Source organism: Endozoicomonas sp. PH6C (genome assembly GCF_059322965.1).
Genome location: NZ_CP185342.1, coordinates 2,403,417 through 2,420,599 on the forward strand (window position 1 = coordinate 2,403,417; position 17,183 = coordinate 2,420,599).

2 protein-coding genes are annotated in these 17,183 nt (G+C 44.8%); both read right to left on the reverse strand.

Annotated features, from left to right (window positions below):
- Positions 1-149: 149 nt before the first annotated feature.
- Entirely contained in the window at positions 150-8,501 is an 8,352-nt protein-coding gene (locus ACOMG9_RS09330) for a hypothetical protein (RefSeq protein ID WP_494530118.1), read from the reverse strand.
- Positions 8,502-8,797: 296 nt separating this feature from the next.
- Positions 8,798-16,993: a hypothetical protein gene (locus tag ACOMG9_RS09335; RefSeq protein WP_494530119.1), complete on the reverse strand. Its 8,196-nt coding sequence runs from the start codon at positions 16,991-16,993 to the stop codon at positions 8,798-8,800.
- Positions 16,994-17,183 lie beyond the last annotated feature (190 nt).

A 17,183-nucleotide genomic window follows, 5' to 3' on the forward strand; every position in this document is an offset into this window, starting at 1 on the left:
TTTATTAATCAGAATTGACCTGTTAAACAACAGTTTTTATTTATTGAATTGTTCTGATCTCTATGGAGTCTGAGGAAAAATAGCAGTGGGTTCAGGATGTAGCAAGAGTGGCTTTGTAGCTGAGCGTAAACTGAACACATGCCTTCAATTTACTCACTTGGTCTTTCCAGTGTTCCTAACGGGCCAGATAATGAATGAAGTACTAGTTTTTGTTGGTTTTCATGATGCTTTTGATGGAAATCTGCTTTTTGTGTCTCTCCCAGAGCAAAAGCGGAATTGGCCGAGAACCCGTGAAAAACGACCAACCAGGGAGCAAAATCCGTATTGTATTGTTTGAATGCAGTGTTCATGGCCTCCCGGTTATCATCGTACATAACCGTTAGGTCGGCGGTTGCCAGGAGTGTCAGGAAAGCTGTTTTCATTGATTCATTTTCTTCAATCTTCTTTGTCATTATTTCTTCCCAGAACAGCTGCCGTTCGTTGTCATAGCTGTTATCGAGGGTCTCGTAAGCCCATAAATAATAGTGAACCAGGGCTGATTTTGTACGATGTTTCTTCAAAAGAGCATTACTGATAGCCTCATACTTTGGGTGAGATTTTAGCCGGGGCAGATTAAAAACGAATTCATCCAAACCGGTTTCAGGTTGTGGTGTTTCATGTAGCAATCCAAACGACGTTGTATAGTCAAACCGACTTAGCTCATAGCTTGCGATATTCTCTGATAATTGATCAACATCAGAAGTTGTTGTCAGGGATGATATATCCGGCACCTCTGATTTACCCAATACAAAAGCTTTGACAAGGCTCAAATACTTTTTACTATTTTCTGGCCTGCTACTGCTTTTGATTTTGTTGTCCAGAGCAATACCATATTGTTTTGGTCTTTTTTTAATGGGGAAATGCCTTGTTTTCTCCAGTGGTTCCATAAGTATTCTCTCAATGCTGTCAGGATTACTTATCTCGGGAAATAACGCTTCTTCAACTTCCGGGCCATGATTGCTGAATACAAATTGCAGGTTATGGATTACGGGGGTAATCAAAAAATGCTTTGCGATCAGTGCTGGCCAACCGGCCTGAGGAGTTTGCAGAAGATTAAACCGATTGTCAGTAAAGACTCTGATAGCTGCTTCAGCCGCAAAACGCACACCCAATCTAGAGCTTGTTATTAAGCTTGGCAAAATATCGTTAACAATTTTACCTGCTTCAATAAAGATCGTTTCCCCTGGTTTTCTGGTCGATGGGTATTGAATAACAGGGTTATTGGTGGAGTCTGTTCGCGAGGCTTCGGATGTCTCGCCCTGATAATACTGAAAGTGCTCATCCAGACGCATATGCACCAGTGATGCCAGGTAACCACCATAAACAAAGCCGAGTCGATGTGCTCTTTCGAAATGATAATAAGCACTGCCCAGAACGCTTTTGCGACCGTTTAATACTACCCGCTGCAAGCCAGAACTTACTTGTGCCTCCAGAAGCGTCAATCCAGCCAGACAATGAAGCCAGCCTGACATCTGTACAGATTGAATATCCAATTTACCATCATATTCGTTTAACTGCTGTTTTAATTTCTGATAGCCAACTTTTCTGGCTTGCTCAATAGCAAGAATAAAAATACGTTCGTTTCCAGCTATGAATATTTCCAAGCTGTCATAGTTAAAGACAACCTGTTCAATGATTTTTGATTCAATACGACTTGCGACAGTATTTGCTGGCTTATACCATGTATAGTGCCTAAACCAATCGTGTAATGTTTGCCAACCAACTGAATCAATCTGGAGTTTTTTTGCCTTTTCTGCATTTCCACCAATGAGCGTGAGAATATACTCGTGAATCAGAAAAAAGGTGTTGTAATAATACGACATGGTATCGTGGACAGCTATTTCAGGAAGCAAATGAATTATTTTTGCCAGAAGTCGTAAGTCATGACCAAAATGAAGAATGGTCATGTTAGCCTGGGAAGAGAATGGAAGGGCCTTAAGATGATGGAGATCCGGCTCTTCTTCTGGTGATGGATTATACAGAACCAGATAAAAAGCAAGTTCTATAATATCTGCCAGTGCCCGCCTCTCCGGATCAATATTTTTAGTGAGCTCGCTCTGAACCTGTCTCAGGAATGTGGTAACCTCCAAGTCTGAAACATAGCCTAATATAGAAAAGCTAATGATCAATGTCGAAAGATCCAGGCTATCAAAATCCAACAGTTCCGTTCGGCCAGTAGCGATGTAAAGTGTCAATCTTAATTCTGCTTCCGCTGTCTCTACTGTTTCCAAATTCGCTGCCGCCAGCGCTTTTTCTGCAGCTATCACTTCCGCTTTAGCTTTTGCTAACTCCGTATTTAACGTTAATACTCTCGCTTCTGTATTCGCTATCTCTAAGGCTACTGCTGCCGCTGTCGAAGCCTCTTTCGCTTCTGTATTCGCTACCTCTAAGGCAACTGCAGCCGCTCTCGAAGCCTCTCTCGCTTCTGCATTTGCTGTCTCCAGAGCTACTGCTGCTGCTTTCGAAGCATTTTTCGCTACTTCTAAAGCTTTCAGAGCTTCTTTCGTTGCCGCTAACAGTACTCCAGCCACTCCTGCTTTGCCTGACTCGGCTGCAGCCGATTTCTTTTCCGCTTTTTCATTCTGTTTGTTTGGCAGATGCTGGCTAATGGTATGTTTCTGGCCCATTCGACTCAAAACAACATCAACTGCGCCGTCAGAGCCTTTTACCGTTAGCTGATCCATAAATTCTCTGAGTATTCGTATGGAAGGTGTAACCCTGCCGAGAATATTGCTTTGCGGGCTTTTCAGGTAGGTGTTTGCATCAAAGGCCAGTTTCAGTTTGAAAGGCTTTGGAATCAGTATCAGCCACTTGAGTAATAGTCCGGCCATAACCTGTGGGATTGAGAGCGATTCTAATAAAATCTCAATAGACTGCGACACTCCGGAGAATGCAGAGTAATGGGCCTTCGCTATTGTATTAGTATTTCCTCCCATGCCATGCTCAAAAAACAGCAAGAGCAATGGGGCATAGGGGAAGAAATGTTTATCAGACAATCTAATAGTCTCTTTTATCTTTTTAGCGTTGAGTTTGACTTCAGGGGTAAAAGACAACTCAATGGTTTTTTCATCATCTGACATTTTGGCCCCCATCATGGCCAGTGCCTTCAGAAAATAGTAATAACCGATTCCCAGATTGTCTGTTAAATCGTTGCCATTTCTTACCAGAGCTTTTCTGAATGCAGTGATGTGAGCTTCTACCTGTTGTAAAAAATTCTCCGGGTTGGTCTGAATAAGTCTGAGTTCCTGAATAATATTGTTATCCAGTTGTACTAAATACCGGATATATAATTGTTCATTGTGCGATCCTGTTGATGGTCGGATGCCAGGCCTCAGGTCTTTTGGTTGTTTGGCTGCTTTTACGGTTCTTTTTGCTTTTTCAGAATGTGTACCTGTTCCAGAGGTTAGTTGCGCCGGAGTGGGGGAAACCGGAACCTTTTTGATTTGAATAAAGTCTCTTGCAAGCAGCAAAGAGCGGGCAAGCATCCAGTCTTTTATTAAATCGGATCTGGACTTTTTAATCGCTTTATTGCTTATTTTGTTATGATGCCCGTCAAAAATTTCCTTTTCACCCTTACTGTCTTTGCTCAAAGAAGCCTTGAGATAGCTTTCCCAAAAACCCATTTTCCAAAAGGCTATGAATCTGGGTTGATGATATTTGAGCAGTTGTCCGGTTTGCTCAGTATCCATGAATGCCTTCAGGTCAGTCATGGCCAGTACGTTTGGGAAATAAGATATATCCATGAGCTGAGCTTTTTTTTTCGAGGCGCCTTTAATTTGCAGGGCGTTAAGGCTGTACGACCAAAGTTCACTGTGAATCTGAGCGACTGCGGGTTCTTTTTTTCTCTCCAGTATCAGTATCAGTGAACCGATGGTTTGTTGCAGTTCACGAGTCCGGGGTCGAACTGCTTTCAGGGCTGTTAATACAGAGGCGGTATCCGGTTCTCTCAGGGCATTGACAATGTGCTTCACCTCTTTGCCTCTGTCTGAGAGGTCTGACTCTTTGGCTAACCCCTGCTCAATCCTGGTCAGGGTTATGGCGTCTGTATCCTGATAGAGCTGCTCCAGAAATCCACCCTTCAATAGACCTTCAACTTTTACCTGGTTGAAGCTTGTCGCTCTGGAAGCCATGCTGCGTAACAGCCGGTTGACAGGTTCCATCTGAGGCCAGCCTGCCGGATGTTGGTTGCGCAATTGCATCCCGATTAATAATTGGTAGGCAAGCGGTATACCGGCAATGGCTGCCGGTAGCAGTAGCTCGAAGGTTTTTTCGTAGATCTGCAATACTTCTGATTTTCCAGCTGGGAATTTCTGGTTCAGAATGAATAACGCCTGAACCAGTTGCGCATAAGGAAAGTGGTTCTCATAAGCCGCCTGTTCTAAGCTTTTGGCCGGGGTATGGGCCAGGTTGATGGTGATGACTGGCTGGTCTGTAGATGTATCAGCCGATGCTCCGGAACAGGCCAGTGTTTTCAGGGTTTTTGTTTTTCCGTCATGCAGTTGCTTTTGCAGTGTATTGGATTCTTTATCGGGCGCAGGATTTTCTGCCGGGGCTTCGCTTTCTGCAGAGGCTTTGCAATCTTGTGTCTTTGTTGCCCTGTTCAGCTCGTCCGCAAAGCTATGATCCATCTCCTTAAGCCAGTTTGATATTTCTACGGACTGAGACAAGGCCGTTTCGAAATCGATCGTATTCGAGATTGACTTTTGGGCTGGGGTGTTATTCTTTCTTTTATTTGAGCGTTCAGCAGGATCAGGTGCCATTGCCTCACTGTTATCAGCAACTACAGAGCGTTGATCATCAGGGCTTGCTTCTACTGTGATATCGTTTTTTTCTGGTACCGTGGCAATGTCGCTTATTTCTTGTTGTTTCTGTTTGTTCTCATGGGAATCGAAAGAAGAATCTTTTGTTATCGCTTCTCTAGCTTCGACATAAGCAGCGGTAGAAACTGTTGCCTGTTCGTCAATATCACTATTGCTTTCCAGTGCCTTGTCAGGTTCGGGCTTGATATAAGGAAGCAGAAATTCCGGTAACCCGGATGATTCTGAAGAACGGCTGAGCAGTGACTGTTGAATAATCGCCTGAACCTGTTGCTCAGTGTCACTCACCAGCAAGATTTTTAATATATTTTGAGCATTTTGCCCCCTTTTCTTTGCATCAATGCCCGGGCAGGTTTGATCAAGTTGTGTGTCCTGAAGCAGTTTTTCAACCATAGCGGGCAGGCTTGGCATAAGTAGCCTGGAACTCTTGGCAAAAGGTTCTACACGGGTGAAATCGAAATACCCTTGAGGGCCGGCAGAAATATTGATCGATAAGATGCGCCATTTTTTGGTCTTGCAAGCGGCGAATCTTATCGTATTTTCTTTGCCGTTATCGGGAAAGCAATGGATCTTTAAAGTGTGCAGTAACCCTGTGCGCCGCAATTCTTTCGGGCTGGCTAAAGCTATGGTGTGAAAGTTGTTGCGTCTCACGGTAGTGCCAGGCAGGGCGCGTGTCAGCTTTTCCTCAAGGGAGGCCGAAATCTTTTCCAGACTTTGAATATTCTCAACTGCCAGATCAATATTATTGGTAGCAGGTACCTTGCCCAGTTCGGTGGGTTTAAACAATGACGAGAGATGTTGCCATCTGGCTAAACTCCCATAAACAAAAGCATCTTCAGTATCGGATATAATACTCTCGGCTTCTGCATAGGTTTTTCTAAAAACAGGTGCCAGCACCAGGAGTGCAGGAATCACATAGCGGATATCCTGTTTTTTTACTAAAAATACGCCCTCGGAATAATCTTTTACATGATTATCCAAAGACTGTATTTTGTCGTTTATTGCAGATGTGGAGAGATCAGGGGCTATAAAGGCGATATATTTACTGGCAGACTCTTCCCAGAAAAAAACCACTGCTCCAAGCACGTTTTTGCTAACGTAAAATGTTCCATCAGGGTTCTCTGTATCGTCGAACGGGTAACAAACAAGGCGTAATTTATTGTAAAACCTGAACAGGTTCTGTCCGAGATCTCCCTGCATGAATTTATCGGGTGCAATAAACGCCTGTTGTAGCATTTCGCTGGCAGATTGTATGGACGCCGCTTCCAGCAGTGCGCTGGCAGATTTTGTGGATGCCTCCTCCAGCCGCTCGCTGGCAGATTTTATGGCGTTGCACTGGAGCGTTTCCCGGCATAACAAAACATCCTTCTGCCATTGTGGAAACAGTTCCCATAAAGCATTTTCAAGCGTACTGTCTTCCAGCCATTCGTTTTCCTGCTTGTTCAGGTAGGAGCTGATCAGGAAGTGAGTGAACCAGGGGTCGTTGTCACTTTGATGAGACAGTTTTACCGTGTGATTCTCGTGAAACAGGAACATATCGATATTTTCAAGCCCGTCCAGAGGCTCTTGAGGGGTGTGGTCATGGTAGCTATGGGAGAGATATCCCCGACCATCAGTAACAATGACCTGTATAGAATTTGCCAGTGCTTTGGATGCCAGCATCATGTGTTGTTGGTTTTTTGGATCAAAACCCCGAAGCATCTGGTTATATAATGTTTCACTTCCACAATCGGGTGGTTTGCATAGACGGAGCAGGGTGTCAAATTTTTCCCTGGATGTGATACCAAGCTGTTCTGAAAGAAAGTCCGATCTACGGGTCACTCTTTCAGGCCGAAGTCCGGAGCGCCTGTACAAATAGAATAGATGTTTAAGCAAGGATGCTGAGGGTACTGCGTCTGCTGGTGTGACCGGATGCTTGCCGCCCGGTGGTGGTGGCTCATTGTCGTCAATATTGTTCCTACCGACAGAGCTGGCAGTTCGTTTACTTTTGTTGCCACTTTGTTCGGCTGTTTGTGCAGAGGGATTACTCGGGGAGGACTGAGATTCAGGCGGTCCATTATTCCCCTGGACACCAGAAGCAGTCATTATGCCTGATGCAAACCCCATAGAGGGGAGTGACACATCTGGCTGATGAGGGATGGCAGGAGGATGAAAACCGTCGAATGCGTTGCTTGTTTGGGGCACCAAAGCCAGTGGGTTTCCGTCTGTTTGACGGCTAAAATAAGGTGATACACGACCGGAAAAGTGTGAGTGGACAGGGTGCCCCGGAAACTCCCGGTTTAAATAGGTCAGCACATTGTTCAGTAACTCAGGCCGCCGTTTAACAAACTGGTAAAGTGAACCGGGGTCGCTCTGAATCTGCTCCCTTACCCGGGCACTGAGGCTTTTGGGGATGGGTGATATGAACCCTGAGAGAATTCCCCGCCATTGATAGAGATTAAAGGGCGTACTGGTCACCGTGCTCATAAGCAGGGCGGCCAGGTTAAGGTGCTCACTTTCTACCAGGGTGCCAATCTCAGGTCCGTCCCAACCGGCGTAGTGATCCTCGACATTATAAGGGGCATCAGCGAACCGCATCAGCAGCACCGGGTCACCTGCTCCCCAGAAATGGTATTTCCGATGTCTGTCGTTGCGGGCGATGAATAAAGAAGATCTTGACCAGGCTGGACAGGTATCATTGCCAGGCGATACTTTTTCCAGTGCCCAGAGGTTAAAGTACTTCCCGTTCATGAGTGCCGGGCTGGGTTCTACCGCAGTCTCGGGAATACCCGGTTGGTAAAGCCAGCTTTGATCCGACCATTGATAAAGCCAGTGATTATTCTGGCAGGCGTGAATTTTTTCTTTGTCAGTTGTCTTGCTTTTATTGGATTCTCCAAACAACTTATTGTGGGAAGAGAGACAGTGAATAGCCTGATTGACCCGCTTGATATAGCCACTGTCTAAAGCGGTTTGCCCGTCAGTGCTGATGATGTCTTTTTTAGCCAGTTCGGGCAATAGCCAGGGTTTTGCGTGGTTCAGCGGGAAGTCAATAAGAACGCTCTGACACTTTTTATGCTCTGTAAGCGGATTAGTCTGGCAGATAATGGCCTGCAGGCGATTCTGCTGACTTTCCCGCCAGGGGCGCAGGAAAAGGGTACTGGTATGGGTGTCGTTTAGTAGTTTCCAAAGCGACAGCCAGGCAGACAGAGAATCACCCTCGACGGCCTGAGTCTCTGACGATGATGTCGAGGGTGAAGCCGTAATCTGCCATACAGGATGATTTTCGATACAAGCGGTTTGTACTGACAGTCGGCCTTTCAGCAAAGAGTGATCGATCATCACCGGATGAGGGTTGCAATCGGGGGCATCACCAAAAGCCCGGGACAGTGAGGGGAAGCCGCGACTGAAAGAAGGGTAGGGTATGATTGAAGGCGGAAGCAGTTTTGCAAACAGGAACCCGGGCAGATGACTCAACCATTGATTCCTGAAAAAAAGGGACAGTTTTTTGGGGGTGCCAACGTCGTGTATTACGTGATAATGGTTACCCAGCTTGAGGTGAAAGTTATTGGCTTTAAATCCGGCGTAGAGACCCAAAAAGCGGATTTCTGGTGCCTTGTATCCGGGTTCACTCTGGTGGCCGGAGGCATGACCTGTTTGTATGTTCATTGCAATCATGAACAGCAGCGAAATAAAGAGAAGTTTTAACAGTCTTCTGTGACAAACGAGCATAGAGTTGCCATAGATCCCAACTGATGATTATTAATTTATTAATCAGAATTGACCTGTTAAACAACAGATTTTATTTATTGAATTGTTCTGATCTCTATGGAGCCTGAGGAAAAATAGCAGTGGGTTCAGGATGTAGCAAGAGTGGCTTTGTAGCTAAGCGTAAACTGAACACATGCCTTCAATTTACGGATTTGGTCTTCCTGCTATTCCTGCTGATTAGTTAATTAATGAAGTTACATGCCTTTTAGTTTTTCAAAAAGCTCGAAATGATAATCTGCCTTTTGCTTCTCGCCCAGAAATAAGGCGGAAGTGGCTGAGATCGAGTGTAAAAAGGCCAGCCAGCTAGAAAGATCTATATTGTATTGTTTGAATGCATTGATCATTGCCTCCCGGTTATCATCGTACATAACCGTTAGATCGGCGGTTGCCAGAAGTGCCAAGAAAGCTTTTTTCATTGGTTTATTTTCTTCGATTTTCTTTGTCATTATCTCACTCCAGAACAGATCCCTTTCGTTTTCAAGGCTATCATTGAGGGTCTCGTAAGCCCATAAATAATAATGAATCAGGGCTGACTTTTTACGATGCTTATTCAAAAGAGCATTCGTTATAGCCTCGTAATTTGGGTGAGATTCCAGCCTGGGCAGGTTATAAACGAATTCATCCAAACCGGTTTCAGGTTGTGGTGTTTCCTGTTGTTCTTTCAACAATGTTGTATAGTCGAACCAGCTTAGCTTATAGCTTGCAATACTCTCTGATAATTGATCACTGTCAGAAACTGTTGCCTCGTATGGTGTATCCAACAGATCTGATTTATTGAATAAAAAAGCTTTGACAAGGCTTAAATACTTTTTAATACTTTCTGGCCTGTCACCATTCTCGATTTCACTGTCCAGAAAAATACCATAATACTCTGGTCTTTCGCTAATGGATACCTGTCTTGTTTTATCTAGTGGTTTCAGAAGTATTCCCTCAATACTGTCTGGATCATTTGTCCTGGGAAATAGCGCATTTTCAGCTTCAGGACCGTCATTGCTGAACAGAAACTGGATGCGATAGTTTGCAGGGCAACTCAAAAGGTACTTTGTGAGCATTGTCGGCCAACCAGCCTGTGGGATATGCAGAAGGTTAAACCGTTTATCAGTAAAGATTCTGATGGCTGTTTCGGCCGAAAAACGTACACCAAGTAAAGAACTTGCCAGCAAACCGGGCAAAATTTCCGTAACAATCTTTCCCGCTTCAATAAAAATCTTCTCTCCTGGTCTTTTGGTCGATGTGTATTGAATAACAGGCTTATAGATTGAGTCTTTTTGCCAGGTTTCTGATGTCTCGTTCTGATAATACTGGTAGTGGTTTGCTAGTCGCATAAATACCAGAGATTCCAGATAACCACCATAATGAAAGCCAATTTCACGTGCTTTCATAAAATGATTATGAGCACTGATCAGGACGCTTTTGCGATCGGTTAATATTATCTTCTGGTGATCAGAACTTACTTTTGCTTCCAGAAGTGTCAATCCAGCTAGACAATGAAGCCAGCCTGACATCTGTAAAGATTGATAATCCAATTTACCCTCGTATTGGTTTAACTGCTGTTTTAATTTCCGATAGCCAACTTTTCTGGCTTGCTCGGTAGCAAGAATAAAAATACTTTCGTCTCCATCCCAGAACTTTTTCACGCTGTCATTTTTAAAGACAACATAGTCCATGACTTTTGATTGCATATTATGGGAAGCAGTCTTGACCGGCTTATACCATACAGAGTTCTTTAACCCGGTGCCTAATATTTTCCAGCCCATTGAGTTAGCCTGGAGTTTTTTTGCCTTTTCTGCATTTACACCGATAAGAGTGAGAATATGCTGGTGAACCAGCAAAAGAATGTTATAAAACGAATGGCTATCTTCGGTAACCAGTTCGCGAGACAAGCCAATTAATTTTGTCAAAAATTGTAAGTCATGACCAAAATGCATAGCGGTTAAGAGAGCCTGGTTATCGAAGGATTGGGTTTTAAGATGAGGGAGGGCCAGCTCTGCTTCTGGTGATGCACCAACCAGATGAAAAGCAAGCTCTATAACATCTGCCATTGCCCGATTTTCAGGTTCACTATCTTCAGAGAGATTCCTCTGGGCTTTTTTCAGGTATGTGGGGAGCTCCGTGTCTAATTCAGGGCCAATTATAGAAAAGACAATGGTCAATATGGATAGGTCCAGGCAAATAAAATCAATCAATTCCGTTCGGTCAGTGGCGAAGTAAAGTATCAATCTTAATGCTGCTTCTGTTCTTTCTTCCGCCTCTAATACTGTTTCCCTTAGCGTATCGTCTACCGCCTCCTCTACCGCTTCCTCTACCGCTTTCGCTTTCTCGTCCGTTAACACTTCTATTATCGTATGCGCTGCCGCTTTAGCTGCGTCTACCAGCTTACCTATCGCCGTTACCACCTCTGTCGATATCTCCAACCCTGTAGCGTTCGACTTCGTTATTAGTGTCAGTTTCCTTGTTGCTTTCGTTAACGCCATCGCTTTCTCTTTTGCGGTCGCCTTCACTTTTACTATCTCGTTCGCTAACTCGTTCTCGTTCTCGTTCTCGTTCGCTACCGCTACCGCTACTGCTATGGCTACTTCTACTATGGCTTCTTCTGCCGCTTTCTTGGCCTCAATTGCTGCCACTGAGGCTGACTGAGACGATTCCCCTTGTTCATGCTGTTCGTTTAGCAGATACGCGGTATTTGTAAATAGCTGGCTCAATCGATTCAATACAACATCAACTGCACCATCAGGACCTTTTACCGGAAGCTCCTCCAGAAATTCTCTTAGTATATGTATAGAAGGTGTTAGCCTGCCTGGAATCTTGCTTTGCGGGTTTTTGAGGTAAGTGTCGGCATCAAAGGCCAGTTTCAGTGCGAAAGGCTTTGGAATCAGCACCAGCCATTTGAGTAATAGTCCGGCCAGAACCGGTGTATCTGCGCGCGATTCTAATAAAAACTCAATAGACTGTGATACCCCGGAGAATGCAGAGCAATAGGCCTGGATTACTTGATTAGGCTTTCTTCCCATGCCATGTTCAAAAAACAGAAAGAGCATCGAGGCATAAGGGAAGTTAAGATCTTTGGACACTAAAATAGACTCCCTTATCTTTATCGCGTTGAGTCTGGCTTCCGGGCTAAAGGACAGTTCAATAGTTTTGTTGTCATCTGACATTTTGGCCCCTATCATGGCCAGTGCCTTCAGAAAATAGTAATAACCTGTTCCCAGCTTGTTTGTTGAGTTATTGCTATTTTTTACCAGAGCCTTTCTGAATGCGGTAATGCGGTCTTCTACCTGTTGCAAAAATCTTTTCGGGTTTTCCTGCATAAATCTGACTTCCTGAATAATGTTGTTATCCAGCTGAAATAAATACTGGTTATGTAGTTGTTCATTGAATAGTCCTTTTGATGGTTGAATGCCTGGCTTCAGTTCTGTTGACTGTCTGGCTGCATTTACGGTTCTTTTTGCTTTTTCAGAGTTTGTAGCTGTTCCAGATGATAGCTGCGTTAAAGTGGATGGAGTGGGTGAAGCCTGAACCTTTTTGATTTGGATAAAATCTCTTGAAAGCAGAAAAGATCGGGCAAGAATCCAGTCTTTTATTAAATTGGATCTGGACTTTTTAATCGCTTTATTGCTTATTTTTTCATGATGCCGGTCAAATCTTTCCTTTTCTGTCTTGCTGTCTTTGCTTAACGAAGTTTTGAGATAGCTTTCCCAAAAACCCACTTTCCAAAAGGCTATGAATCTGGGTTGATGATTTTTGAGCAATTGTCCGGTGCGCTCAGTATCCATGAATGCCTTCAGGTCAGTCATGGCCAGCACATATGGGAAACACGATATATCAATGACCTGAGATTTTTTTTTCAAGGCTCCCTTGATTTGCAGGGCGTTGAGGCTGTACGACCAAAGTTCATTATGAATCTGACCGACTGCGGGTTCTTTTTTTTTCTCAAGTATCAGTATCAGTGACCCGATGGTTTGTTGCAGCTCCCGAGTCCTGGGATGAACTGCTTTCAGGGCTGTTAATATAGAGGGGGTATCCGGTTGTCTCAGGGCATTGACAATGTGCTTCACTTCTCTGCCTTTGTCTGAGAGTTCTGACTCTTTGGCTAAGCCTTGCTCAATCCTGGTCAGGGTGGTGACGTCTGTATCCTGATAGAGCTGCTCCAGAAATCCACCACTCAACAGGCCTTCAACCTTCACCTGATTGATGCTGGTTTGTCTGGAAGCCATGCTGCGTAACAGCCGGTTTACAGGTTCTATCTGGGGCCAGCCTGCCGGATGTTGGTTGTGTAATTGCATCGCGATTAATAATTGGTAGGCAAGCGGTATACCGGCAAGGGCCGCCGGTAACAGCAGCTCGAAAGCATTTTCATAGATCTGAAGTGCTTCCGGTTTTCCGGATGGGATTTTTTGGTTCAGAATGAACAACGCCTGAATCAGTTGTGCATAGGGAAAGTGGTTTTCATAAGCAGCCTGTTCTAACCCTGAGCGCTGTTGACTGTCCGGGGTATTTGCCATATTGATGGTGATGACCGGTTGCTCACCGGATGTATCTGCAGAAGCCCCTGAACAAGACAGTATTTGCAGGGTTTTTGTTTTTCCTTCCTTAAGTTGATTTTGCAGTGTATTGAATTCTATATCGGACGCAGGGTTTTCTTTAGAGGCTTCGTTTTCTTCAAAGCCTTCGCAATCTTGTGCCTTTGTTGCCCTATTCAGCTCACTCGGGAAGTTATAATCCATCTCCTTAAGCCAGTTTGATATTTCTATGGACTGAGACAAAGCCGTTTCGAAATCGATCGTATCGGAAATTGACTTTTTGGCGGAGGTTTCGTTTTTTTTCTTTTTTGAATGTTCAGCCAGGACTGGTGCCACTGGCTTACTGTCATGAGCTACTGTAGAGTGTTCATCGCTCGCATCATTTTCTGTCTTATTCTCTACATTAATAGTGCTTTCCTGTTCGTTGTCAGGTTGTGGCTTGATATAAGGCATCAGAAATTCGGGTAACCTGGATGATTTTGAGTAGCTGCTGAACACTGACTGCTGAATAATCTCCTCAACCTGTCGTTGAGTGTCACTTGCGAGCAAGATCTTTAATACATTTTGAGCATTTTGCGCCTGTCGCTTTGTTGCATTACTACCCGGGTAAGTTTGATCAAGTTGCGTGTCCTGAAGTAGTTTTTCAACTATAGCGGGCAGGCTTGGCATAAGCAGTTTGGAACCCTTGGCAAAAGGTTCTACACGGATGAAATCGAAGTACCCGTCAGGACCGGCAGAAATATCGATTGATATGATTCGCCACTCTTTTGCTTTGCAACGGCTCAACCCCATGGCCTTTTCATTGTTTTTATCAGGATAGCCGTTGATCTTTACGGTGTTCCTTAGCCGTCTGCGCTGCGATTTTTTTGGGTTTAAAACCATAGTGTGAATATTGCTGCGCCTAACGATGGTACCAGACAGAGCGCTTCTTAGTTTACTCTCTATAGACTCCGAAATGGTTTCCAGATTTTTGATATCCCTGACTGCCAATTCAATATCATTGGTAACAGGTATCTTGCCAATTTCGGTGGGTTTAACCACTGATGAAAGATGTTGCGACCTGGCTAAACCCCCATAAACAAGAGCATCTCCAGTATCGGATAAAACACTTTCGATTTCTGCATAGGTTTTTTTAAAAACAGGTGCGAGCACCAACAGTGCAGGAATTACATAGCGGATATCCTGTTTTTTTACTAAAAATGCGCCCTCGAAACAGGCTTTTAAATGATTATCCAAAGATTTCATTTTGTTGTTTATCGTTGATGCCGAGAGATCTGGAGCTATAAAGGCGATATAGTTACTGGCAGAGTTTTCCCAGAAAAAAATCACGGCTCCAAGCAGGTTTTTGCTAATGTAAAAAGTTTCATCGATAGTCTCTGTATCATCGAACAGGTAACAAACAAGGCGTAATTTATTGTAAAAACTGAGTAGGTTATGTCCGTGTTCTCCCTCTATGAATCTATCGGGTGCAGTAAACGCTTGTTTTAGCTGTTTGCTGGCCGATTTTATGGACGCCTCTTTTAGCTGATCGCTGGTAGATTTTATGGCGTTGCAATGAAGACTTTCCCGGCATAATAAAATGTCTGTTTGCCATTGTGGAAACAACTCCCACAAAGCATTTTCAAACTCACTGTCTTGCAGCCATTGGTTTTCCTCTTCGTTTAATTGGGATCGGATCAGGAAGTGAGTGAACCACAGGTTGCTGTCACTGTGATGAAACAGTCTTACAGCGTGATTCTCGTGAAACAGGAACGTATGACAATCTTCAAGCCCTTCCAGAGGTTGTTGAGGCATGTGATCATGTTTTATATCATGGCTATAACAGCGATATTTCTGACCGTCAGGAACGATGGCCAGTATAGAGTTTTGCAGGGCTTTTGATGCCAGCACCAGGTGTTGTTGGTTTTTTGGATCAAAACCCCGGAACATCTGGTTATATAATGCTTCACTTTCACTGTCAGGTGGTTGGCATTGGCGGGCCAGGGTTTCAAAATTTTCACTGGATGTGATATCGAGGTGCTCTGGAAGAAAATCCGAGCCATGGATTACTCTTCCAGGCCAAAGTCCGCAGTGTCTGTAAAAATGCAATAGATGTTTAAGCAAGGATGTTGAGTGCACTGCGTCTGCTGGTGTGACCGGATGGTTACCGCCCGGTGGTGGCTCGTTGTCGTCAATATTGTTCCTGCCGTCAGGGCTCGCAGTTCGTCTACTTTTGTTGCCACTTTGTTCGGCTTTTTGTGCAGAGGGATTACTCGGGCAGGACTGAGATTCAGGCGGTCCATTATTTCCCTGGACACCAGAAGCAGTCATTATGCCTGATACAAACCCTGTAGAAGAGAGTGACATATCTGGCTGATGAGGGATGGCAGGAGGATTAAAGCCGTCGAACACGTTGCTTGTTTCGGGCACCAAAGCCAATGGGTTTCCGTTTGTTTGATGGCTAAAAAAAGGTGATACACGACCGGAAAAGTATGAGTGGACAGGGTGGCCCGGAAACTCACGGTTTAAATAGGTCAATACATTGTTCAGTAACTCAGGCTGCCGTTTAACAAACTGGTAAAGTGAACCAGGGTCGCTCAGAATCTGCTCCCTTACCAGGGCACTGAGGCTTTTCGGGATGGGTGATGTGAACCCTGAGAGAATTCCCCGCCACTGATAGAGATTAAAGGGCGTATTGGTCACCGTGCTCATAAGCAGGGCAGCCAGGTTGAGATGCTCACTTTCTACCAGGGTGCCAATCTCTGGTCCATCCCAACCGGCGTAATGATCCTCGACATTATAAGGGGCATCAGCGAACCGCATCAGCAGCACCGGGTCACCTGCTCCCCAGAAATGGTATTTCCGATGTCTGTCGTTGCGGGCGATGAACAAAGAAGATCCCGACCAGGCCGGGTAGGTATCATTGCCGGGCGATACCTTTTCCAGTGCCCAGAGGTTAAAGTACTTCCCGGTCATGAGTGTCGGGCCAGGGTTTATTGCAGTCTCGGGAATGCCAGGTTGATAAACCCAGTTTTGATCTGACCACTGATAAAGCCAGTGATTATTTTGGCAAGCGTGTATTTTTTCTTTGTCAGCTGGCTTGCTTTTATTGGGTTCTCCAAACAACTTATCGTGGGAAGAGAGGCAGTGAATAGCCTGATTGACCCGCTTGATATAACTACTGTCCAAAGCGGTTTGCCCGTCAGCGCTGATACTGTCTTTTCCAGCCAGTTCGGGCAATAGCCAGGGTTTTGCGTGATTCAGCGGGAAATCAATAAGAACGCTCTGACACTTTTTATGTTCTGTAAGCGGATTGGTCTGGCAGATAATAGCCTGCAGGCGATTCTGCTGACTTTCTCGCCAGGGACGCAGGAAAAGGGTACTGGTATGGGTGTCGTTTAGTAGTTTCCAAAGCGACAGCCAGGCAGACAGAGAATCACCCTCGACGGCCTGAGTCTCTGACGATGATGTCGAGGGTGAGGCCGTAATCTGCCAGACAGGATGATTTTCGATACAAGTGGTTTGAATTGACAGTTGGCCTTTCAGCAAAGAGTGATCGATCATCACCGGATGAGGGTTGCAATCGGGGGCATCACCAAAAGCCCGGGACAGTGAGGGAAATCCGCGACTGAAAGAAGGGTAGGGTACGGTTGAAGGAGGAAGCAGCTTTGCTAACAGAAACCCGGGCAGATGACTCAACCATTGATTCTGGAAAAAAAGGGACAGCTTTTTGGGGCTGCCAACGTCGTGTATTACGTGATAATGGTTACCCAGCTTGAGGTGGAAATTATTGGCTTTAAATCCGGCGTAGAGACCCAAAAAGCGGATTTCTGGTGCCTTGTACCCGGGTTCGTTCTGGTGGCCGGAGGCATGACCTGTTTGTACGTTCATTGCAATCATGAACAGCAGCGAAACAATGAGAAGTTTTAACAGTCTTCTGTGACAAACAAGCATAGAATTGCCGTAGATCCCATTTGATAATTATTAATTTGTCAATCAGAGTTGACCTGTTAAATAACAGTTTTTATTAATACTGATTGAATGAATTGTTCTGGTCTCTATGGAGACTGAGGAAAAATAG

What these genes read in the sequence shown, in the direction of transcription:
- ACOMG9_RS09330 (WP_494530118.1), bottom strand. Translation starts at nt 8,501, where the DNA reads ATGAACATACAAACAGGTCATGCCTCCGGCCACCAGAGTGAACCCGGA.
- ACOMG9_RS09335 (WP_494530119.1), bottom strand. Translation starts at nt 16,993, where the DNA reads ATGAACGTACAAACAGGTCATGCCTCCGGCCACCAGAACGAACCCGGG.